A 22,903-nucleotide genomic window follows, 5' to 3' on the forward strand; every position below is an offset into this window, starting at 1 on the left:
GTATTCGAGCACGAAGACCTAGAAAGCTAGGCTGCCCTTGAGCAAGAATCCGTGTTGCTGTGTGTCCGAGGATAGTGCGCCTTCATAGGAGAGTTTCAAGGCAGCGCCGTTTTCAAACAGGGCTGTGGCGCCTATGGAAACGTCGGCAAAGACATTCCCGAAATCAGACGAATTCGTAAAAGAGCCAACACCTGTCGGAGCACTCAGAAAATCGGCAGACAAGCTGCTGTCATCATCTGGATAGAAGCTTACACCGGCACGTACAAAGGGCCTTAGAACGCCTCCATTGGATAGGTTGATCTCATTCCCCAACTCCACGGAAGGCGTGATGGAATAGTAGGTGTCGGAACTGCCGGAGACACTCAGGTTGGCCGCACCTCCACCACTTTCCGTCACCCTGCCACGATTGAGATGAGTAACGTTGATGTCGAGCTGCGGCTTGGCGAACCAGTTACCGCGTTCAAACAGATAGGCAGCTCGTACGCGACCAGCGACGTGAGCAACCCTGTGCCCGGACGTTGCGACCAGGTTTAACCCACCAAAGTTGACCACACGATCCGTATCATAATCGTCAATTCCGCCGCTTATTGCGGTCGACAACAGAAGCGGTCCGTTTTGGTACTTAACCGAAACACCGGCGCTGAAGCGATTGCTGGTGCTGTCCGCATCGGAATCAGTGCTCAGTGAGGCACTTTCGTATCCAAGCCCAACTCCTGCGAACCAGCCTGGGGCAAAGGACACCTGGGCACCACCGGCAATGCCGCCCGCATATTCGTCATAGCCGATTGATTGGCCATCATTGCCTTGCCGGGTCAATCGGCCCCGGGGCTGGACCCAGACGCACTGGCCCTGGTTGATGGCGCTCAAACCCTCTCCTGCCACGTCACAGGAAAACAAGAGGTTTGAAAAGTTGTTTGCAGCAAAAAGAGAAGCCGTTTGGGTGCTGAGAAAAACTTCCGCCGAAAGCTGGTCGAGCGCGTCCTCATAAGCACTGGTACTGGAGACGTTATCCAAAAGGGCACTCAGGATAGGTTGCAGGCCGCCTTGTCCCGCATCGAAGGCAGCATTCAGTCGGTCTCCGATGCTGCGCTGATTTGCGTTGCCGGCTCCAGCCGAAAAATCGATTGAAGTGGTCAGCACGACATCGTTGGCGTTCGGAAATGAAAGGCCTGCCTGATATGCCGGACTGACTTCGGCAAGACTGACGCCGGAATTGGTTGTTCCACCGGTCGCAGACAGTATCGTCACGGAAACAGAGTCTCTCGATTGGTTTATGATATGCGGCGAAATCGACCCATCGAGCGTCGCCGTGCCAGAGACATTAAGTCGATCAGCAGAATTTGCGGTCGTATCGACCGTTATAGTCATGGTACCGGCGCTGGTCTGAATAAGGTTCCCGGTGATTGTGGTCGTGCCAACGGTCGACTCCCCACCAGGCGACAAGTTGCCGGCATTGGTCAAGCTATTGCCCGAACCCAGCGTAACAGTCGACCCGGAGTTGAATGTTCCTCCCGACTGGTTGTTAAAGGCATTGGCTCCAGCACCCAGGCTCACATTTCCGGTAATCGTGCCGGTGTTATTGACCGTGTCATCTCCATCCTGACCGGAAACGGCAAGACCAGACTGCGCAGAAAGCACAGCACCGTTGTTAAGCGTACTGGACACTCCGGACACGCCTTCCAGCGACACGCCACTTCCGGATCCGGTTCCCCCTTGAACGGTTCCGCTATTCAAATTGACAGTGCTTGTGCCCGAAACACCGATGATGGACTGAACGCCATGGCCCGTCGATGCTGTAATGTCGCCCGTCGAGTTGACAGTGACCGTGCCTCTTTGGGCTTCCGCTGTAATGCCATCTTCCTCAGCGGTGATGTTGCCAATCGAGGTTACGCTTGTGGCGCCGGTCGTGCCTACGAGTTGATTCGTTTCTGCTTCGATACCGTCTTCCGTATTCGAAACAATGTTCCCTGTTGAGGTCACTGTCACGTTAAGCCTTGCCGAGGCTTCGATGCCTTCGTTATCTGCCGTAATTTTCCCGACTGACGTAACCGTCGCCTGGTTGCCTGAACCGGCCGAGGCATCAATACCGATGTCTGTGGCTGACGTAATATTTCCGGTGGATGTGACGAAAACGCTGCCGCTGTTGCGGTTAAAGGCGTTTATGCCGTCATTATCGGCGTTTATGTCGCCGGTAGAGGTAACTGTGGTGTCACCCTCTCCTTCATGGCTCGCATCAATGCCGTTCCCGCTGCCCGCCGTGATGTTGCCCGTGGACGTAACGCTGAGGGTACCCTCGCCGAAATGGTCCGTGTTTATGCCATCCCGATCTCCGGTAACGTTGCCATTGGACGTAACGCTGATGTCTCCATCGACCCGGGCACTGAAGGTGCCGAGCCGGGCATCAATACCGTTCGCTCCGCCCGTTGCCGTAATTGAGAACGATCCGGTATCGCTGTTGATTGTGATGTCTTGGGCAACGGAACTCTCAAACTCGATGCCGTCCACACCCGAAGCAGGCGCAATATCCTGGGTGACATTTTCAACTGTCAAAGACGTCAGAGGAGAATTGGCATCAATGCCGCTGGAAACGTCGCCGGTACAAGTTGCGCTGGTGCCTGAAACGGTACACGGTCCGGAACTTGGCGGCACTACGGTTTGAGACAGGACTGTTTTTGGCTCACCAACCAGCGTCAAACTGAAAGTAGCTGTCGCCAAAAGCAGTTTGCGTGAAAATGTCGGCCCGTTGCATGTCGACTTCATTGGACGCCGCATCATGCTGCTTCCTCCAGTCTTAGTGGCAGCAGATATTGTATGATTCATCTGCTGCTTACACGACTAGGAATATTTGCCGATACATGCGACCAGATGACAAGATGACAAGATGACAAGATGAACTTGCTGAATTCGCTCAACTGTCAACATGGAATTCGCAATTACACTGTCTTGTCTAAAAATGCTTAACGGGCGGTTAACATCTTAGTCACCGTCGCCTTTCGAACGAGCCAAGGCTTCTCCCGGCCCAATACTTCAATCTGCTATGGTGTTGTTGACGCATTCCCCTGTATACCAGCAGGAGGAACACCCGCACATGAAATCAGAAAGGCTGAACGACAATAAGCAGGTCAGGCAGTCTTCAAAATCCGTCTCAAATTACCCGAAGATCCCCTCTGGTTCCCGCGTATCCGGGTCCAGATTGAACTGTTCAGCAGGCGCACCTCAACCAACATTGCAGTCTGCAATAACGACAGTTCTGTCGTCGAAAAATTCCGATTTTGTGCCACCTTTGACAGTCGCAAGATCACAAATTCGATGAAAGTCCAGCTCTTCCGCCCGTTCAAACTCCGCTTCCCAGGCGGCAATTGTCGGTATGGAAGGCAAGGTCGCATAGCCATCACTGAAGACTTCAATAGTGTGAATTTCAGATTTGGGAATTCGCTCGTCTATCCAGTCGCCAAGCTTCGGACTCCCGTTCGCCAGTACGTCGTAACAGAGCGAGCTGCCTTCGACATTCGCGAACTCTCCTTGTTTGCAGATTCCAGATCTCAAGAACTCACGGACTGCATCGGCTTCCGCAGCAAGATCTAGTGAGCGAATTGTGTCGTGGACAATCCCGTCAGCTTCCGCTTCTGACAGGACGCCATCTTTTACGGCTGCTGACAGACCCAGGAAAATTCCGCGACGCGCAGTCAACTCCGTTGTTTCGGGATCGGCTCCACCATCTCTCAAGTGCTTGAACAGTGCTACTCGCGCATGTGTGGCGACATCGTCAATCAGTTTTGAGTGCCTCAAGATTGTATTTGCGTTGAGACGGATTCCACTGTCACCAAGACAAAAGAGCCTCCATTGATCACCACAATCAATCGCCAGCGACAGCGTCGTCGCAGGCAACTGAGGGAGGTCGAACGGCTTCAGTTTTTCCGCATACATTTCACAAATGCGGTCGACCAGTTGTCTTGCAGGCAGCTCTCTGTTCTTGCGATTCAAGAGCAGCTCAGAAACAACCTCAGCTGCGGTAAGTGCAGCCAACCGGGCTGCGGGAACTCCCGCGATGACGTTGCCGCGTACATCCGTTGCACCATCGAAGACACCCAGGCAGACACCGGGCAACACAAGCGGAACGTCGTCTCCAGGGCGGTTGTTGTCACGGTATTTGCAGCGTGAAAATACTTCAATATTCATGGAAAGCCTTAGAGAAACGCGGAGTCACGGTTTTCGGTGAACCGGAAGACTGCGTAGACACAGGCGCCGGTGCTGAGCAGCAGGATGGTGGACAAAGCAGCTGCAATGCCGAATTCGCCGTCAAGAACAGCCACATAGACCTGAACAGGCATCGTAATCGTCCCTGAATCGTAGATGATCAGGGTGGATGAAAGCTCGTTGATAGCTGTGATGAAACTCATGAGCGAGCCGACGATGATACCTGGTAGGATAAGCGGCACGGTCACTTTCATGAACGCCCCAAGCGGGGTTGCGCCCAAGTTGACAGCCGCCTCTTCCAGAGACGGCTTTATTTGTCTCAAACTGGACGTCGTGGACCGCACCCCGTAGGGCAGCCTGCGGATGAAATAGATCATGATCAGCAAGGCAGCAGCGCTAAATACGTCTGGAAAACCGTTGCGGAAGACGGTGACGAAGCCAATTGCCATAACGACACCTGGAACGAGATAGGGAACCATCATCAAGAAGTCGATTGATGCAGCTGCCCTGGTCTCCCGTCGCACGATGACATAGCTAATCAGGCCGGAAGCGATCGTAATGAAGACCACGGCTGAAATTGCGAAGACAAAACTATTCGTTATCGCCTCAGGGGCGTCTCGCCAGATGCGTTGATAGCTCTCTAGACCGAAGCCTCCGACAAAGACCGGGCCGTTGGTTTTGAGAAACGATGTATAGACCACAACCGCGGATGGGATCATCGCAAGTATGACGATGCCATGGCTCAAGACATGTACGAGCATGTTCTTCCAGCCCTTGAGCCTCACCGGAACGGGCAAGTTGGTCAGGGAACTTGCATAGCGCCGTTTGGACAGAATCCGGCGTTGAGCCAGCAAGGCCAGCATTGATATCGCCATCATCAAAATTGAAACGGTCACCGCCATGGTCGGCGGGCCACCGAGTTCAGACCGGTAGGCCGACAATGCAATGGTCGACAGGGTTCTAAAACCTCTCCCAAGTATGGCAGGTGTACCAAAGTCCGCGATGGCCAAGACAAAGCAAATAATTGCTCCCGTGCTAACAGCCGGAAACACCAGCGGAAGCGTGATCTTATAAAACCGCTGCCAGGGGCTGCAGCCGAGATTTTCCGCAGCATCCTCAAGCGACTTGTTAACGGCATTGAGCGCCGTCTGGGTCATCAGGAAAATGAACGGAAAGAACTTCAGAGAAAAGACCAGAATGATGCCATGAGCCCCATAAATCGTGGGAATATCCAATCCGAAATTGCCAAAAAAGTTGGTGACGACTCCGTTGGATCCAAGGATCATGATCCAGGCGTAAGCACCAATGAACGGCGGAGACACCAGGACCAGAATAGCGAGTGTCGAGATCAACGCCTTGCCTCTGACAATGAACCTTGTGGTAAAAAACGCCAAGGGAACGCCAATCAGACATGCGCCAACTGTTCCAAGAACCCCTACAAACAGCGTATTTTTCAGGCCGTTAACGTAGTAGTTCCGTGTGAAGACCTCGATGAAATTGCCGAGTGTGAAATTTCCCGTATCCGGGTCGATGAAGCCCAACAAAAGGACACGCAGAATCGGCAGAACAAGGAGGAGCGACAGCATCACGATGATCGCGATCGTGACAACTGTCCAAAAGTCGAGCCTTTGACGCGATAGTGACAAGTTCATCCGATCCGGCCCCCAAGAGGTTCTTTCTCAAAAAAAGAAAGGTTGTGGCGCTCAATGCAAAATTGCGCGTCACTGTCGAGAGGCAGATCAATTACGCTTGGATCTGATCGGCTTACGGACTTCAGGGTCTCACCATGCTCCGTAACTCCAAAGACTTCCATCTCCCGGCCAATGAAGCTCACTTCTTTGATACGGACCGGGATCGAAATCTCCGGTCGATCGGAAGCTGAACTGCCTTTACCCGGGACAACGGTTATGTCTTCAGGACGGATCGCGCACACGGCATCACCGGAATGCTGATTTGGAAGATCGAGCAGAACCTGTTCGCCCCCGCATTTCAGAGCTGCCTCGGCGCCGGAGCAGTCGACATCAAGAAAATTGTTGGAGCCGACGAAAGACGCGACAAAACGATTGGCTGGCCGCAAATACACATCGAGCGGAGAAGCCGCCTGCTGAATGACACCGCCTTCCATGACGCAAACGACGTCTGAAAGCGCAAGAGCTTCTTCCTGATCATGTGTGACATAGATGGTTGTGACGCCAAGATCCTGCTGGATGCGCCGGAGCTCCGCACGCAGATCGACCCGTAATTTTGCATCGAGATTGGACAGAGGTTCGTCCATCAAAAGCACTTTGGGCCGCACAACGATTGCGCGTGCAAGGCCAACCCTCTGCTGCTGGCCACCAGACAGTTCATGAGGCATGCGGTTGGCGAATTTTCCGAGTTGAACGACCTCCATGACTTGGTCAACTCTCTGCCGAATTTCGTTTGCCTCGATGCGTCGTTGCTTGAGGCCGAAAGCAATGTTGTCGCGAACGCTCAGATGAGGGAAAACCGCATAATCCTGGAACACCATGGCCACGTCTCTTTGGTGGGCTGGCAGATGCGCTATGGACCGGCCTTCCACCGAGATGTCTCCCGACGACTGACTGTGAAATCCCGCAATTGTGCGCAACAGCGTGGTCTTGCCGCAGCCGGATGGGCCCAGGAGGGTGTAGAAAGTGCCGCTTGGAATGGAAACATTTATGTCAGAAAGCGCGACCACGCTGCCATACAGTTTTCGAAGCCCGGATATCTCAACTGACGCCATGATAATTTCCTAGAATTTCGGATTACCGGCACGTGCTTGGCGACTTTGGCAATGCCATACCGCCAAGCACCGCACCTTGGTTATTGGACGTCCAGAACAAGGTCTTCCCATTGGGCAACGAGTTTCTTGCGGTTCTCGGCTGCCCAAGCTCCGTCATAACCAACGGAAGGCAACTCGCTCACGGGCTGCAGAGCGGGGTTCGAGGCCACGTCCCCGCGAACAGGGCGCCTTCCTTGTTGGGCGACCACTTCCTGAGCTTCTTTCGAGAGCATAAAATCCAGGAAAGCCTTTCCGTTCTCAGCATTTGGCGCTCCGGCAACGAGCGTCATTGCGTCCGGGACGATTGCAGTGCCTTCCGACGGGTAGACAATCTGTACAGGTCCGCCACCCTCGACATAGCGCAGAGCAGCGTCTTCCAGTGTTACGCCGACCGCCAGCTCACCGTCGTTGACAAACCGGGGAACTGCACCCGAGCTATCAGAAAGTACGAAGTTCGAGAGAAGTCCCTTGTAGGTTTCCCAACCGGCTTCTTCAGTGTCATAAGCCTGCAAGACCGTTGCGAGCTGGATATAGGCTGATCCGGACGCATTCGCCTTGGCCGACGACACGACATCATCGTATTTCGGGTCTGCCAGTTCGGCCCAGCTTGTCGGAACGGGCAAATCACCAAGCTTGCCTTCATTCACGATAAAAGCCATGACGACAGCCGTGAAAGGGCTCCAGAGTTCGCTCGGCTTCATGCCCTCAGCAAGCGCATCCGTGCCTTCCGCGTCATAGGCCTGAAACAGTGCCGGGTTAAAGTCGACGACCGTTCCGTCAACGCTCCAAAGCACATCAGCAACGGGGTTGCTCGCCTCTGCTGTGAGACGGTTCAAAAGCTCTCCCGAGCCCGCCTTGATAATTTCAACTTCGGTTCCCGTTTTCTCCTCAAAGACAGGCACGAGAGCGTCAATGAAGTTCTGTGGTACCGCCGTATAAACGGTTACAGAGCCGTCGGCGAAGGCAGTAGAGGCTGCAACAGCCATGCTTGAAGACAGCATGGTGGCCAAAAGAAATTTCTTCATATTCTCCTCCATCTATTAGGTGTTGGTAGCGCCTGATTGGCCCGCTTTTTCGGATCGGCAGGACCTGCAATTATTATATTGCATAATGCAAGCTAATAATTGATCTTGCGGAATGTCAAGGAGGTTTGAGACAACGATGCTCTGGTTGAGCAGTCAAAATCGAAAATGAAAGAGCGGTGACGATGACGATGGGACTGGATTTGGGGTTCAATTCTCGGCGCATAATTGCGTGTGTCAGAACATCCGGACCGCAATCTCGTGCAGATCTTGCTCGCAGGCTCGGGGTCAACCCGGCAACTGTTACCCGACTTACAACGGCTATGGTTGAAGGTGGCATTCTGTACGAGGAATCTGATCCAGGCCGCGAAGGAAAAAAGGGATTTCCTGCCAAGGTTCTGAAGATTGAACCGACCGGCCTTTATTCAGCTGGTGTCTATCTGGACCCGGACAAGATCCGGACATGCGTGATCAATGCTGCAGGCGACATTATTACGAACGACGAAATTGCGCCGGCCGACCTGACTTTCGAATCCATCATGACCGCGGCTGGTTCTCGTGTCAGAGAGCAGATTGGCGACTGTGGACTGGACAATAGCCGTGTCGCCGGTTGCGGCGTCAGCTATCCTGGTCAGTACACAGAGAACCCTTCTCGGGTAAGGAGAATCCAGCAGTTCAAGGATTGGCCGAACATTAGCATCGAAAGGGATCTGGAGCCGTATTTCAACATGCCCGTCAAACATATGAACGATGCGAAGGCCGCCTGTTTGGCCGAGCTCTATCACGGGGTTTGCACGGACGTTGAAGACTTTTGCTACATTTGGCTGTCTTACGGTATTGGCGGCGGCGCCGTCGTCCGTGGAAATCCACATTTGGGAAGGCTGAAGGGTGCGGCGGAGTGGGGAGGACTGTTTCCCAAAACAAAGCCTCGCCCCTCGGGACAAGACTTGTTTGATACCCTTGCCACAGCCGGGAACCCGATTGAGAAACTAAGCGACATCGGCCAGGAACACCTCGGCTTGCCGGTCGTTCAAGCCTGGCGCGAGCGCGCGGCACAACAAATTCAATGGCTCTGCCTTGTGATAGCAAGAACCTTCGATCCGGAAACCATCGTGGTGGGTGGAACAATGCATCCCGATATCCTGGATGGTTTCATCGATTACATGATGAAAGGAAACGGCCTGGGCGATGACTATGAATGGTCCTTGCCCAACATCGTTCGTGCGTCGCGCGATGACCTGCCGGAACTGGGAGCAGCCGCGCTACCTATTCATGACGTCACAAACCCGACAGCTTATGCGGGAAGAGCCAGCAAGGGTTGGTGAGGAATCCGTTCAGAATATCGGGAGGCTTTGATCAACTCATCCTCCAGGCTGCCACCCCTCGGGAGCCATTTCAAAGCCTTCGAACTGAAAGCCGGGCGCCACAGTGCAGCCAACCAACGTCCAGTTGCCTAGCGATCGCGCCTGCTGCCACCCGTCGCGAGGCACAATTCCTTGCGGACGCTGACCTGCGGCGAGATCGATTCCGAGCGTCAGCACCTCTTTGCGCGCTCCATCCGGGCTGACGGACAGTTCAAGCGGCGCGCCCCCATACCAATGCCAGGTCTCCACCGCGTCGACCTTGTGCCAGCGTGACAGCATCCCTTCCGGCAACAGGAAGTAAATGAGCGTTGAGGCGGCCCGTCCTGCCGCATCGGTGATGTCATCCCGAAAGGTTTCGACATAATACCCGCCTTCAGGATGTGGCTGCATTTTCAAAAGGCTGACGACATCGTCAGCCGTCAAGTTCGGTGAAAGGCTCATCTAAAATTCCGAAAATGAATGCCAGCTCAGCGGCACCGCCAGCCCCTCAGGACTGGCTGGTGTCCGAACAGAAGGCGATATCGTCAATGGTTTCACGAAGCGCCGCAACGACTTCTTCGTAAAGTACTTGCATGTCCAGCCGGTGCCCGCCGCCGTGGTGCATTGGAATGGCCTCCGCCTGATTGACGATCCGATGAACCACATCCTTGGCCCGCTGTTCAGCGGTTCGGCTCGAATGGTTTTTGCTACTCGCAGGTGTCATGGAACTGCCCCTTCACAGATCACGATCTCGTGCATATGGGGACAGTTCCCATTTGTTTTAAGTCCGGACAACAGAAAAGCTTCCAGCGAAAACAATCAGGAATTGTTGCCGGGCCCTTAGCACCCGCGCAACATAGTCAGGCGTTGTCCTTGCGCGTCCGGATCTCGGTAAAGACTTCTACAGCCGCCTTTCCTTCCATTCCAAGCGCAGCTGCAACCGAAGCCTCTCCGGCCCGTAAAAACGGATTTGTTGCCTTTTCAAGCTTCATTGTTGTCGGCAATGTCGCCTCGCCTCTGGCGCGGAGCCCGGCAACCTCCTCGGCACGAGCTTTCAGATCAGCATTCTCCGGTTCGATGGTGAGGGCAAAACGGGCGTTTGCTTCGGTATACTCGTGACCGCAATAGATCACGGTGTCATCGGGCAACTTTTGCATCAGCTTCGCGAGCGATGACCACATCATCTCCTTGTCGCCCTCAAAGACGCGACCGCAACCGAGCGAGAACAGCGTATCGCCCGTATGGGCAACCCCGATTGATGCGATATGCCAGGAAATCTGGTCAAGTGTGTGCCCGGGCGTCGATATGGCCCAGATCTCGTAGGGACCGCACAGAACGCCATCTCCATCTTCAACGGTCCGGTCCAGTTCAGCGATCTTCTGCCGCGATCTTTCCGGGCCGATCACGTTCGCTCCGGTCTTCTCCTTCAATTCGCCCAAACCCTGGACGTGGTCCCAGTGATGGTGGGTGACCAGAATATGGGTCAATTTCCAGCCAGTGGTCTCAAGCACTCTTTCATAGGCTCCGGCATCCGGCACGTCGAACGCGATGGTCGTTCCACTCTCAGAATCATGAATGAGAACGCCGAAATTGTCGTCGAGGCAGGAAAACTGGCGGATTTCAGTCGTGTCACTCAATGCCATGGAAGAGCTCCGTTGATGGGCAGGTCTGTTGAAACGCAGAGTGGCAAAGTGCCGGAACAAGAGCAAGGCAAGAGATCTTGCACTGGACTGCCGTTCCATGTTCAATCGCGGCGTCAAGGGGACGGACCCCGAACTCACAGAGCCAGGCTGCATGTATCTAGATGTCGTTCATTTGCGCGCCTTTTACGATTTACCGCTCGGCCGGTTGCTCCGAAGCCTGATCGGCGCCCCGATCCGCAAGATGTGGCCTGACCTGTCAGGGCAAAGTCTGCTTGGCATTGGCTATGCGGGTCCTTTCATGCGTCCCTATCTGGAGTCGGCCGAACGCGCGATTGCCGCAATGCCTGCCCCGCAAGGCGCCGTACCCTGGCCGCGGGAACGGGCGGGATCTTGCACGCTGGTCGAAGACGCGATTTTGCCCTTTCCCGATCTATCCTTCGACAGGATCATGCTTGTCCATGCCCTGGACCATTGCTCGGACCCGGCGGCCGTCTTGAAAGAAGCCTGGCGGGTGCTGGCGCCCGGAGGTCGGCTGATCATAGTGGTGCCCAATCGACGTGGTCTGTGGGCGCAGTCGGAGCTTTCCCCGTTCGGATATGGCAGGCCCTATTCCGGCCGTCAGCTGAAGGATTTGATGAAAAGCTGCCAGTTCAACGTTCTGGACGACACGGAAGCCTTGTTCATGCCGCCGTCAAAGGCACGAGCGATCCTGCGCGCGGCACGAACATGGGAAGGGATCGGACGCCGCATCCTGCCCGCATTCGGTGGCGTCCTCGTTATGGAAGCGGAAAAACTGGTGTTTCAGAGTTTGCCCGCCGACGGCAAACGCAGCCGCCTGCGCGTTTTTCGTCCTGTCTTCATACCGGAAGGTGTCGCAACGGGTTTGAAGCCGGTTCGGGCAACACGATCAAGTCAGTTCCGGCTACCTCGATAGACTTGTCTGTCGAGGTAGCCGTGAAAAGGGGTCAAGCACAAGAAGCAGTGACGGCTCGAAGCCGGCACCATTTTGTTCAATCTTCCTGACGAAACGCTACGCTGCTTCGACATTGCGCAAAAATGTGTCCACCTCATTGCTGATTTCAGCCGACCGCTCGGCCAAATTTTCAGAAGAAGTCAGAACGCTGTCAGCGGAGCTCTTTGTTTCAGTAACAGCAGAACTCACACGCTCCATACCATTGCTGACTGACTTGTTCCCTTCTGCCGCCTGCTGAACATTCTGTGCAATTTCCTGCGTCGCCGTCGACTGTTCCTCGATTGCCGAGGCGATCGAAGACATAAAGGTGTCGATTTCAGCGACTGACGAAGCAATCCCTCCGATATCAACGACAGCTTCTTCTGTTGACGCCTGGATTGTCGTGATTTGCTGCGAGATTTGCTCTGTTGCCTTGCCTGTTTGCTCAGCCAGCGATTTGACTTCCGAGGCGACAACCGCAAAGCCCTTTCCAGCTTCGCCGGCTCTGGCAGCTTCGATAGTGGCATTAAGAGCCAGAAGATTGGTCTGCTCGGCAATATCGGAGATCATCCCGATCACCTGCCCAATCTGCTGCGCAGCTTCCGCCAATGACTTGACCTTTGCATTGACACTATCTGCATCGGCCGTTGCGCTGTTGACGAGGTTAAGGCCGCGGGACAATTGACCACTGATTTCTTGAACGGATGCTGTCAATTCCTCAGTTGTACTTGCAACGGTTTCAACGTTTGCCGTTGCGACATTTGACGAGTCAGAAGCCTTTTGAGTGGTTGTCTCGGTTGTTTCCGCAATTTGATTCAAGGTGAGCGCAGCCCCTTTCATCTCACCGCTGTCATGGGTAATCATTTCAAGCATCGCCCGCATTCTTTCGCGGAATTCCTTGATCAGCTGGTCGACCCTGTTTTGGCGGTTAACCTGCATCTGATTGGCCTCGGTGGCTTCGTTTTCCAGGCGCACGCGTTCCACACCGCTCTGACGGAAGACTTCAACTGTGTCGGCAATCATCCCGACTTCGTCTTTCCGGCCTTGGAAAGGTACACTCAGTTCATGTTCACCCTCAGCCAGTTTTCCCATTACGTCAGTGAGTTTCATCAGTGGTCGAATTGCTGTTCGCATGACAACAAGGACCAAAGCTACTGCAATGAGCAGCGTGATGACCCCAAGCCCCAGAAGAATTGCCGTAGCGGTCGCGACCAGCTCGGCTGCCTTTTCATCTGCACCATCGCTTAGTGCGTCCGCAACGTCGATAATCTGGTTGATCTGCTTAACGAGCTCGTCACCAATCTGATCAACTTCCTCTGCCTTCGTGTCTGCGATTGCTTCATTCGTCAGCATCTTTTGGTGGCTGTCGAAGACGGCATCTTTCTCCGTGGCCATAGCAACCCAGCTTGTGAAGTCACCCGTTAAATCCTTGATGTCTGCCCGGTCGGCATCGGTTTCAGAATATTGCGCAAGAATGTCTAGCCATTGCGTCGCTTCACCTGAAATTGCGGCGTAGGCTTCACGTCGGCCCGGGACCTTTTCAGGGTCCTCTTCTGCCAGCACTTCAGCGACAGAGGCTTCGATTGCGTTCACAAGAGACCGAAGTTTGAGAGCGCCCTCGACCATCGGGTATTCACGTTCGAAAAGGTCACCAAGAATATCGTTCATCTTCGCAGCTGTGGCCTGACCGGACGCCAATAACGTGTCGCCCTGCTCTTCGGCAGCTGCCATTTCCTGTTCATTGCTTTCTGAAAGCTTCAGCAACCGATCGGCAATCTTGTCGCCGAGAACATCCATCTCCGCCTGCTGGCTTTCGGATAGAGTTTCATACCTGAGCTCATCTGAGTGAGACGTATACATTGCGTCTGCTGCTGCAAGAAGAGCTGCCTTTTCGTCGTTCAAAGAGTCGATCGTTTGCTGGAGTTTCTCATCGACTATGATGGAATCAAGCTCCAAAATAGCGTCGTCGAAACTCACGACAGCGGCTTTGAATTCCTTATGCAATTCAACAACGTCTTCAGGCTCTTCATCAGCCAGTATTTCAAGGATGAGTTTCTGTATCTCTGTAGCATAGTAGACTACGTCGTCAGCAGTCTCGATAGTTGGCGTGACAACATCAGAAATCTCATTGATCTGTATTTCGATCTTCTTGACTTGCCACAGTCCGATTCCACCTGAAACAACAGCAAGGATCGCCATAAGCACGACCCCGGAAATGATCTTGTTTTGAATTGTCACGGGAGATCTCCTAGCAAATTTCCAACATGACGATGCTTGAATCCAACAATTAATAAAAAAATAATCGACGATAACTTGAAAAAAGCCGTCAAATTTTCAGTTATACCAATGGTTGAATGGATAAATTTCCCTCACACCTTTTACGATTATTTGGTTTTTTTGAAAATCTACATTAGATCATATTTAGAATAGATGCGTATTGCTTGATAGGCAGCAATTCTTATTCAGTAGAATAAGAAGTAATTCTTGCACGCCAAAATTATGGTTAATTTCGCACTATCAAAAATCACCCATCGGCATTTTGTTTTGTTGTTTTGACATCAGTTTATTCTGTCAGCTTCAGAAAATTACGTGACTATACTTATCGTTGAATTTTTGGAAAAAGTGATATTCCAAGTCTCATTTTCTGTCATTTTTGTCCAAAATCGCCTGCAAATGGCTTGTATTGAGTTTTTCGAATCGATTTTTGAACATCACAGCGCACAGATAAGCCGCTCACGGGACCAAGGTCTGCTAACGGTGCAACAAAAAGACAGCCTGTTCGGCCACAATGTTCCAGACCCACCATGGTGCATTCACCGGGATTTCGTTGCCGTGGGCGCTCAAGGCAACAGCCTTGACGACTTCGGCGTCCAGCTCATGGCACAACTCGACAAAGTCACGAAGGGAACAGAAGTGAATGTTTGGCGTGTCGTACCATTGATACGGCAGATATTTCGTTACCGGCATGCGGCCACGAAAGAGAAGCTGCATGCGGTTGCGCCAATGGGCAAAATTCGGGATCGACACAATCACCCGCTTGCCGATCCGCAGCAGCTCGCTCATCACCTCTTTCGGCTCGCGCGTCGCCTGCAGGGTCTGACTGAGAATGACTACATCAAACGCCTGGTCCGGATAATCGGAGAGATCCTTGTCCGCATCACCCTGTATGACGGAAAGGCCTCGAGCAACGCACCGGTTCACACCAGCCTGTGACAATTCAATGCCCCGTCCGTCGATATGCCGCTCACGGGCAAGAAGATCAAGCAGGGCTCCGTCTTCCGAACCGATGTCTAGAACGCGTGCGCCTTCAGGCACCAGCGAGGCAACCACCTTGTGATCGCCGCGCACTTCTCCGGGGCGGGTCTGTCTGGGGGCCAGGTTCATTGTATCAAGCCTCCCCACCTGGAGCGGGCACGCCGCGCGCCCGTGCAGCGCCCGTCAGGAAGCCCCGAATGGTTTCGAACATCTCCGGCACATCCAACAGGAAAGAATCGTGACCGCGATCGCTCTCAATCTCGACAAAGGACACATTGGCTGCCGCGGCATTCAAGGCCTTAACAACTTGTCGGCTTTCTGAAGTTGGAAACAACCAGTCGGACGTGAATGACATCACGCAAAAGCGCGTGTTCGTTCCGGCGAATGCTTGCGGCAATGCACCGTCAAACTGGTCGGCCAGGTCAAAATAGTCCATGGCGCGGGTGACATAGAGATAGGAATTGGCGTCAAACCGATCGACAAACGTCATACCCTGATGACGCAGGTAACTTTCGATTTGGAAATCCGCGTCAAAACCGAAAGTCAGATTATCTCTGTCTTGCAGGTTCCTGCCGAACTTCTGATGCAGCGATTCATCCGACATATAGGTGACGTGTGCCGCCATGCGTGCAACCGCCAGACCTTTCGTTGGACGGACACCTTCCTGGATATAGGTGCCCTGCCGCCAGTTGGGATCAGCCATGATTGCCTGTCTGCCAACTTCGTGAAACGCGATGTTCTGGGATGTGTGACGCGCAGCAGCCGCGATCGGGACTGCCGCAAACACCCGTTCCGGATAACTGACCGCCCATTGCAAAACCTGCATCCCGCCCATGGAACCACCCATGACGGCAAAGAGCGTGTCAATGCCCAGATGGTCGACCAAGCGAGCCTGAGCGCGAACCATATCGCGAATGGTGATTACCGGAAGATCAAGACCATAAGGCACGCCGGTTTGCGGGTTCACGGTTGCAGGGCCGGTCGTTCCAAGGCACCCGCCAAGAACATTGGCGCAAATGACGAAGTAATGATCGGTGTCGACAGGCTTGCCGGGACCGACCATCAATTCCCACCAGCCCGGTTTGCCGGTTACAGGATTGGTAGACGCGACATACTGATCACCCGTCAGCGCATGACAGATCACAATCGCGTTGGATTTGTCGGCGTTCAGCTCGCCATAAGTCTCATAAGCAATTTGCCAGGGCCCGAGTTTGACGCCAGAATCCAGCTCCAGGGGCTCATCTGCAGGAAAATGCGCGAGCATGCTTGACGGGGTGATGGCCTCGTTTGCCTTGACGTCTTCTGATGTTTCTAGACTGGGTGTATCGGCAGACATGGCTCGGTTCGGCGTGTTGATATCGGTCCGGATTGATTTAGAACCTGATTGCAGCGATTTGGGGCCCGCTGAACCCGCTCCCTGATTGCCACCGCCATAGGCGGCCTGACATCAGTCAGACTGGCGACCTAGCCGCGTGAAGCTTACAGAGTCAATGTTTTCTTTTGCGTTTGACCGATCACATGCCTATGACTATGCGCCGCTGACCCTTGAATAAGGCGGAGCCTTCAATGTCTCAATTACCGGATAGCGGATTGTCGCTGGCCGACTTGCGCAAGCGCATCGACGATATCGATGCCCGCATCCATGATGCGCTGATGGAGCGCGCTCAGGCGGAAGCTGAAATTAACTCGGCCACTCCAGTCTCGGGCGAAAGCAGACCGGTTTTCTCACCGGAGCGGGACGCGGATCTCATGCGTCAGCTGGTGGAGCGCCACCAGGGTGAATTGCCACTGGCAACAGTCGAGCACTTCTGGCGAGACATCATCTGTGCTTGTACCGACCTCAGGGAAGACACCGCCATTCATCTGGACGGCAGCGCTGAGTTAATCGACATGCTGGATCTGGCGCGCTTCTATTTCGGGTTTGCCGCCGAATTGATCCCAGGAAGCGATGCTGCCGATGTGGTTGGCGCCGTCGCCGCATCCAGGGCTGATCTTGGACTCATAGCCTTGAACGACCGGGCCGAACTGCCCTGGTGGCGCGGCCTGAGCGATACCGGTGCACAAGTTCGATCCAGGCTTCCCTTTGTGGTTCTGGAAGACCGGCCAGCCGATTTGCCTACTCTTGTGCTGTCCCGTGCTGACGGTCTGGTCGACAACACGGATGTAGCGGTCTATGACGCTCGCTGGTCCGATCTCCTGCCCGGCAAACTGATGGATCAGGGTATTGAAGTCCTCAGCTTCTTCCGTTCCGCAAGCGGCGTCGATGCCCTGATTGCCATTTCAGGTGAATTGTCGGAGGAAGACGTTCTGGAATCCTGCGTCTCAGCAGGTGCAGCACCGGACATATTGAGACATGTCGGCGGATATGCCGCGCCAATTGACGGCGATGACGACGCAGACGAAACGTTTGGACCGGAATAAATACTGGAAGCCGGGGACAGGGAGCCTCAGGAATGAACGAGATGAGCAAAGTGAACGAAGCCGGAAACCGTCCGCAGCCGAAAGCCGGTGTTTTGGATATTGCAGCCTACGTCCCGGGCAAATCCAAAGGCAGTCATGGCAAGACCGTTCATAAGCTTTCTTCCAACGAAACCCCTCTTGGCACCAGCGCAGCGGTCAGTCCGGCGGTCGATCATGTGATCCGGAATCTGGAGCTTTATCCGGATGGCGCGGCCACCGAACTGCGGGACGCCATTGGAGACATCTATGGTCTCAATCCTGACAGGATCATTTGTGGTGCGGGCTCCGACGAAGTCCTGAGCATGCTGGCATATGCCTATCTCGCTCCGGGTGACGAGGCCATCTATTCCGAGCATGGATTTCTGGTTTACGACATTGCCATCCGCGCCGCCGGCGCCACACCGGTCGTTGCGCCGGAGGCCGGGCTTTCGACCGATGTCGATGCGATCCTGGAACGGGTGACGGACAGGACCAAAATGGTCTTCATAGCCAACCCCAACAACCCGACCGGAACATATCTTCCATATGAGGAAGTCAAACGGCTGCATGAGAGCCTGCCTGCTCACGTGCTTCTGGTACTCGATGCGGCCTATGGCGAATACGTACGGCGCAATGACTACGAGAGCGGCATTGAACTGGCTGCAACTTCAGAAAATGTCTTCATGACCCGAACCTTTTCCAAGATCTACGGCCTTGCAAACCTGCGGGTTGGATGGGGATTCGGCCCGGCCCATATCATCGATGCACTGAACAGGATCCGCGGCCCGTTCAACATGTCCGGAGTTGCGATTGCGGCAGGTGTTGCTGCCGTTAGAGATCGGGATTTTGTCGCCAAGTCGGTGGAGCACAACGAAAAATGGCTGCCTTGGGTCACTGAAGAACTGGAAAAAATCGGCCTTAAGGTGACACCAAGCGTCGGCAACTTCGTACTGGTGCACTTTCCCGACCGGGACGGCCAGCGTGCCAAGGACGCGGACGCCTATTTGCTGGAGCGGGGCTGTGTCCTGCGCATGGTCGGGAATTACGGCCTGCCCAACGCGATCCGCATGACAATCGGTTCAGAAGAAGCCAACCGAACGGTTGTGGCCCATCTCAGGGATTTCCTGACAAACCGCTGACAGACAGAAAGCAGACAACTCCCGATGACTGGCGCCCCCCTTTTTGAGCGCATGGCCCTGATCGGCATTGGCCTGATCGGGTCGTCGATCGCACAGACCGCACGGCAACGCGGCCTGGTCAAGGAAATCGCGATTTCCACTCGCTCGCCCGCCACATTGCAACGGGCGGAAGAGCTTGAGCTCGGCGACTTCTATTCGGTCGATGCCGCTCAGGCCGTTGACGGCGCTGATCTCGTGATCTTGTGTGTGCCCGTTGGTGCCAACGAAGCGGTAGCCAAGTGGATTTCGCCTGTGCTCAAGACCGGTGCCATATTAACCGATGTCGGCTCCACCAAGCAGTCCGTCGTGGATCAGGTAAGCCCGCACGTCCCCAAGGGTGTGCATTTCATCCCAGGCCATCCGATTGCAGGCACAGAACAATCCGGTCCCGACGCAGGTTTCCCGACCCTTTTCGATCAACGTTGGTGCATCCTGACGCCACCTGCAGGTACGGATCAGACCGCGTTGGAAAAGCTGTCCGCTTTCTGGCAGGAGTGTGGCTCAAACGTCGACCTGATGGATCCGAAACATCACGATCTTGTACTGGCGATCGTATCGCATCTGCCCCATCTGATCGCTTACAATATTGTCGGCACCGCCGATGACCTGGAAACGGTGACCAAGTCCCAGGTCATCAAATATTCCGCATCCGGTTTTCGGGATTTTACCCGCCTGGCCGCCTCGGACCCGACGATGTGGCGGGACGTCTGCCTGAACAACAAGGAAGCGATCCTGGAGATGCTTTCGCGTTTTTCAGAAGACCTTTCGGCCATGCAGCGCGCAATCCGCTGGGGTGACGGCGACACGCTCTTTGACCTGTTCACGCGCACGCGTGGCATCCGGCGCTCCATCATCGAGGCCGGACAGGAAACAGACGTGCCGGACTTCGGCCGTCATGTCGCGGACACGCGTCAGGACGATTGAGCGATCTGCATCAGTTTGAACGTTTGACGATGTAGTCCGCCAGAGCGGTCAGAACGTCAGCCCGTCCGCCATAAGGTTCAAGCAGTGTTTCCGCATCTTTGGAGAGGCGGTCCAGTTCTTCTTTGGTCTTGTCGACACCCCAGAGGCCGACAAGTGTGGCCTTTCCGGCTTCGGCATCCTTGCCTGTTGCCTTTCCCATGGTTTCCGCGCTCGCCTCAACATCCAGGAGATCATCTGCCAGTTGAAAGGCGAGACCTGTGATTTCTCCAAAACGGGTAAGGCGGTCCAGATCGCTTTCTCCTGCGTTGGCGAGAACCGCTCCCGCCCAACATGCATAGCGCAGCAAGGCTCCGGTTTTCATGGATTGCAGCTGCCGGATGTCGGCCTCACTTCGATCCAGATGCTCAGATTCAAGATCGATCATCTGACCGCCCGCCATGCCGCCGACACCTGAAGCTCTTGCAAGCCCACGCGAAAGTCTCAGGAGTACGGAAGGATCGTCGTGAACACCTTCTCCTGCAATAACGTCAAACGCCAGGGTCAGCAGCGCATCGCCTGCAAGAATAGCAGCGGCTTCGTCAAATGCCTTGTGCACGGTTGGCTGTCCACGGCGCAGGTCATCATCATCCATCGCCGGAAGGTCATCGTGGACGAGCGAATAACAGTGAACCAGCTCCAGCGCGCAGGCTGCCTCCACAACACCCTGGTCCGAGCGGCCGAACAGACTGGCCACTTCCAGGACGAGGATGGGACGCAAGCGTTTGCCACCGTTCAAGGCACCATGACGCATTGCGGCCAGCAACCGTGGCGGCCGCATGGTCTCGGCGTCCAGCGTCGCGCCGTCCAGAATGCGCTCCAGAACAGTCTCCACGCGTCCAGCCTGCGCTGCCAGATGCTGCTTCAAGTCAAAGGTCACATTCAACTCCAGAACAACTTTTTAAAAGTTCGGGTTTCCCTGATACCAATTCTCTGTATCGTCAAGGCGCGAATTTGAAAAACTGGCAGCTGTATTAATCGCCGGTCTGTTTTGGTTTCGGGTTGGGAGACTGTTTTATGAGATTGCTGTCAGGTCTGTTGCGGTCCTTTATCAAGCGTGGGCGTATGCGTGTCTTCGATGCTGGCGGAACGCTGCATGAATTCGGATCGGGTAATGACGGACCAACGGTCACGATCCGTCTGCACGACAAGAAGCTCCATAGATCCCTTTTTCTGAATCCCGAACTGGCAGCTGGAGAGGCCTATATGGACGGGTCCCTCACCATGGAAGAGGGTTCGACCTGTTACGATTTCATGTTTCTGTTTTCGATCAACAGAGCGCCGCTTGGTGCGCACCCGGTTCAAGGCCTGTTGCGCAAGGGCTGGAAAGCCTTTCGGCGGCGCCATCAGCAAAACAGCGTTGAACGGGCAAAGACGCAGGCCCGTCATCACTATGATCTTTCCACTGAGCTCTACCGGCTCTTTCTGGATGAAGGGCTGAACTACAGCTGCGCCTATTACACAAGTCCGGATGAAAGTCTTGAAAGCGCACAGACTGCAAAACTGACCCACCTGGTTGCTAAACTCGATCTTGAACCGGACATGGAAGTGCTTGAGATCGGTGGCGGTTGGGGTTCACTTGCCATACGCATGGCAGAAGCCGGGGCCCGCGTGACATCGCTGAACGTCTCGCCGGAACAGGTCAAGATTGCCGAAGAACGCGTTCGTGCCGCCGGCTTGGAAGACAGGGTTACCTTTGTCCTCAAAGACTATCGTGAGTTTGAAGGCCAGTTCGACCGTGTCATTTCAGTCGGCATGATGGAACATGTCGGCATCGGCCACCTTGACGACTATTTCGGTAAAATCAGGTCCTGTCTGACGGAACGGGGCTATGCGGTGATCCACTCCATTGGCCGCATGACGCCACCTGGCACGACGGGCCCCTTCATTCGCAAATACATTTTCCCGGGCGGATACGTACCCGCGCTGTCGGAGGTATTCGCTTCGACAGAGAGGCTGGGGCTTTGGGTCTGCGATGCAGAAATACTGCGTCTGCATTATTACTACACCATTCGCGATTGGCGCCGTCGCTTCGAAGCCCAGCGTATCGCGGCCACCGCCCTTTACGACGACGCGTTCTGCCGTATGTGGGAATTTTACCTTTGTGCTGTTGAACTCGGTTTCTTTCACGGGTCAAACATGGTTTTTCAGCTTCTCCTGTCGAAAGAGCGGGACGCGGTTCCGATTATCCGGGACTTTATCGTGGACAATGAACGGGCTTTGAATGGCTAGAACAAGAGCGACCGGAGGTGGACCGGGCGCGCGCAAAACATCGACGAAGAAGCGTTCCTTCTGGGCGCTCCTGCGCAAATGGTTGGTTCGCCTCGTTCTCCTTGCCATTGTTCTGCCCCCGCTTCTGACGGTCATTTATTCTGTCGTGCCGCCGGTGAGCACGCTCATGATCGGTCGCTATGCGCAGCTGCTCTGGGTGGATCGGCAATGGGTGCCTCTGGAGCGCATCTCGCCAAACCTCGTGAAATCGGTCATCACATCCGAGGACAGTGGCTTTTGCGAAAATGACGGCGTTGAATGGGATGCGCTGCAGGATCAGGTCGAAGCACTGAGCGAAGGCGAACGGCCGCGTGGCGCCAGTACGATCACAATGCAGACTGCGAAGAATCTCTTTCTCTGGGGGGACCGGTCATATGTACGCAAAGCACTTGAACTGCCACTGGCGCTGATGCTGGATGCGATCCTCACCAAAAGGCGAGTTCTGGAGATCTATCTCAATATCGCCGAATGGGGCGAAGGCGTCTTCGGCGCTGAGGCGGCAGCGCAAGCCTGGTTCGGCAAACCTGCAAAGGACCTGACCAGGGTAGAAGCGGCAAGACTGGCAACGGCTCTGCCAAATCCGCTTGCGCGCAACCCGGCAAATCCCTCGTCCGGGCACCGCCGTCTGGCGTCGACCAACCTTGCCAGGGTGAAGTCTGCGGGCCCCATATTCGGCTGCGTTCTGGACAAATAATCCTGTTTGGTTGAAGCCAACGACAGGCAAGTCCCGGTCGAACCAAGAATTTTTTGTCTATGGGGTGGCAAAATGCCGGAGTTGCCTGTATAACGCCGCGCATTCCAATGCACTGCGTGCTGCCACGCCCCGGGCTTACCCGGTCCGGGCCGCGCGGTTATGGACCA

The 22,903-nt window shown here is 54.7% G+C and carries 19 protein-coding genes; 7 read left to right on the forward strand and 12 right to left on the reverse strand.

What is annotated here, in order from left to right; translation table 11 throughout:
- Positions 1 to 18 precede the first annotated feature (18 nt).
- The 5 genes from Q0835_RS19890 to Q0835_RS19910 form a co-directional block, all read right to left on the reverse strand.
- Positions 19 to 2,775: an autotransporter domain-containing protein gene (locus Q0835_RS19890; RefSeq protein WP_298963903.1), complete on the reverse strand. Its 2,757-nt coding sequence runs from the start codon at positions 2,773 to 2,775 to the stop codon at positions 19 to 21.
- 441 nt (positions 2,776 to 3,216) lie between these two features.
- Complete coding sequence (locus Q0835_RS19895; protein WP_298822734.1) at positions 3,217 to 4,179, reverse strand: protein phosphatase 2C domain-containing protein; 963 nt, start codon at positions 4,177 to 4,179, stop codon at positions 3,217 to 3,219.
- 8 nt (positions 4,180 to 4,187) lie between these two features.
- A complete protein-coding gene (locus Q0835_RS19900) occupies positions 4,188 to 5,849 on the reverse strand; it encodes an iron ABC transporter permease (RefSeq protein ID WP_298963904.1) in 1,662 nt (553 codons plus the stop codon).
- Positions 5,846 to 6,940, reverse strand: a complete 1,095-nt coding sequence (locus Q0835_RS19905) for an ABC transporter ATP-binding protein (RefSeq protein ID WP_298963905.1) — start codon at positions 6,938 to 6,940, stop codon at positions 5,846 to 5,848. Before Q0835_RS19905 ends, Q0835_RS19900 begins: the two co-directional genes overlap by 4 nt.
- 80 nt (positions 6,941 to 7,020) lie before the next feature.
- Positions 7,021 to 8,004 (reverse strand): extracellular solute-binding protein, encoded by a 984-nt coding sequence (locus Q0835_RS19910; protein WP_298822737.1) that lies wholly within the window; start codon positions 8,002 to 8,004, stop codon positions 7,021 to 7,023.
- 182 nt (positions 8,005 to 8,186) lie between these two features.
- On the opposite strand from Q0835_RS19910, the gene Q0835_RS19915 reads away from it, so the two are divergent.
- Positions 8,187 to 9,326: an ROK family transcriptional regulator gene (locus tag Q0835_RS19915; protein ID WP_298822738.1), complete on the forward strand. Its 1,140-nt coding sequence runs from the start codon at positions 8,187 to 8,189 to the stop codon at positions 9,324 to 9,326.
- 36 nt (positions 9,327 to 9,362) lie between these two features.
- On the opposite strand, the gene Q0835_RS19920 is transcribed toward Q0835_RS19915, so the two are convergent.
- From Q0835_RS19920 to gloB, 3 genes are all read right to left on the reverse strand, one after another.
- Entirely contained in the window at positions 9,363 to 9,806 is a 444-nt protein-coding gene (locus tag Q0835_RS19920; RefSeq protein WP_298963906.1) for a cupin domain-containing protein, read from the reverse strand.
- A gap of 46 nt (positions 9,807 to 9,852) precedes the next feature.
- On the reverse strand, positions 9,853 to 10,068 hold the full coding sequence (locus tag Q0835_RS19925; protein ID WP_298822740.1) for a hypothetical protein: 216 nt from the start codon (positions 10,066 to 10,068) through the stop codon (positions 9,853 to 9,855).
- A 136-nt stretch (positions 10,069 to 10,204) separates the two neighbouring features.
- Positions 10,205 to 10,987 (reverse strand): hydroxyacylglutathione hydrolase, encoded by a 783-nt coding sequence (gene gloB / locus Q0835_RS19930; RefSeq protein WP_298822741.1) that lies wholly within the window; start codon positions 10,985 to 10,987, stop codon positions 10,205 to 10,207.
- Between the two features lie 151 nt (positions 10,988 to 11,138).
- Between gloB and Q0835_RS19935 the strand changes: the two genes are divergently transcribed.
- On the forward strand, positions 11,139 to 11,921 hold the full coding sequence (locus Q0835_RS19935; RefSeq protein WP_298964016.1) for a class I SAM-dependent methyltransferase: 783 nt from the start codon (positions 11,139 to 11,141) through the stop codon (positions 11,919 to 11,921).
- A gap of 96 nt (positions 11,922 to 12,017) precedes the next feature.
- Here the strand turns inward: Q0835_RS19935 and Q0835_RS19940 are convergent, their stop codons facing one another.
- The 3 genes from Q0835_RS19940 to Q0835_RS19950 form a co-directional block, all read right to left on the reverse strand.
- Positions 12,018 to 14,177, reverse strand: a complete 2,160-nt coding sequence (locus Q0835_RS19940) for a methyl-accepting chemotaxis protein (protein ID WP_298963907.1) — start codon at positions 14,175 to 14,177, stop codon at positions 12,018 to 12,020.
- Between the two features lie 513 nt (positions 14,178 to 14,690).
- Positions 14,691 to 15,323, reverse strand: a complete 633-nt coding sequence (gene metW, locus Q0835_RS19945; protein WP_298963908.1) for a methionine biosynthesis protein MetW — start codon at positions 15,321 to 15,323, stop codon at positions 14,691 to 14,693.
- 4 nt (positions 15,324 to 15,327) lie between these two features.
- Complete coding sequence (locus tag Q0835_RS19950; protein WP_298963909.1) at positions 15,328 to 16,530, reverse strand: homoserine O-acetyltransferase; 1,203 nt, start codon at positions 16,528 to 16,530, stop codon at positions 15,328 to 15,330.
- Positions 16,531 to 16,760: 230 nt separating this feature from the next.
- Here Q0835_RS19950 and Q0835_RS19955 point away from each other — a divergent pair, with 230 nt between their 5' ends.
- The 3 genes from Q0835_RS19955 to Q0835_RS19965 are packed head-to-tail and all read left to right on the forward strand — an operon-like array spanning position 16,761 to position 19,735.
- Complete coding sequence (locus Q0835_RS19955; protein ID WP_298963911.1) at positions 16,761 to 17,615, forward strand: chorismate mutase; 855 nt, start codon at positions 16,761 to 16,763, stop codon at positions 17,613 to 17,615.
- 32 nt (positions 17,616 to 17,647) lie between these two features.
- Complete coding sequence (gene hisC, locus Q0835_RS19960) at positions 17,648 to 18,772, forward strand: histidinol-phosphate transaminase (protein ID WP_298817054.1); 1,125 nt, start codon at positions 17,648 to 17,650, stop codon at positions 18,770 to 18,772.
- Positions 18,773 to 18,796: 24 nt separating this feature from the next.
- The gene (locus Q0835_RS19965) at positions 18,797 to 19,735 is read left to right on the forward strand and encodes a prephenate/arogenate dehydrogenase family protein (protein WP_298817052.1); all 939 of its coding nucleotides are present in this window, start codon (positions 18,797 to 18,799) and stop codon (positions 19,733 to 19,735) included.
- Positions 19,736 to 19,745: 10 nt separating this feature from the next.
- On the opposite strand, the gene Q0835_RS19970 is transcribed toward Q0835_RS19965, so the two are convergent.
- Positions 19,746 to 20,606 carry a polyprenyl synthetase family protein gene (locus tag Q0835_RS19970; RefSeq protein ID WP_298964017.1) on the reverse strand — a complete coding sequence of 287 codons (861 nt, stop codon included), beginning with the start codon at positions 20,604 to 20,606 and terminating at the stop codon, positions 19,746 to 19,748.
- Between the two features lie 182 nt (positions 20,607 to 20,788).
- On the opposite strand from Q0835_RS19970, the gene Q0835_RS19975 reads away from it, so the two are divergent.
- A complete protein-coding gene (locus tag Q0835_RS19975; RefSeq protein WP_298963913.1) occupies positions 20,789 to 22,003 on the forward strand; it encodes a cyclopropane-fatty-acyl-phospholipid synthase family protein in 1,215 nt (404 codons plus the stop codon).
- Positions 21,996 to 22,736, forward strand: a complete 741-nt coding sequence (mtgA, locus tag Q0835_RS19980; protein WP_298963915.1) for a monofunctional biosynthetic peptidoglycan transglycosylase — start codon at positions 21,996 to 21,998, stop codon at positions 22,734 to 22,736. The genes Q0835_RS19975 and mtgA overlap by 8 nt, the downstream gene beginning before the upstream one ends.
- Positions 22,737 to 22,903: the final 167 nt, after the last annotated feature.

Origin of the sequence: uncultured Roseibium sp. (assembly GCF_947499295.1) — a bacterium.
Taxonomy (GTDB): Bacteria; Pseudomonadota; Alphaproteobacteria; order Rhizobiales; family Stappiaceae; genus Roseibium.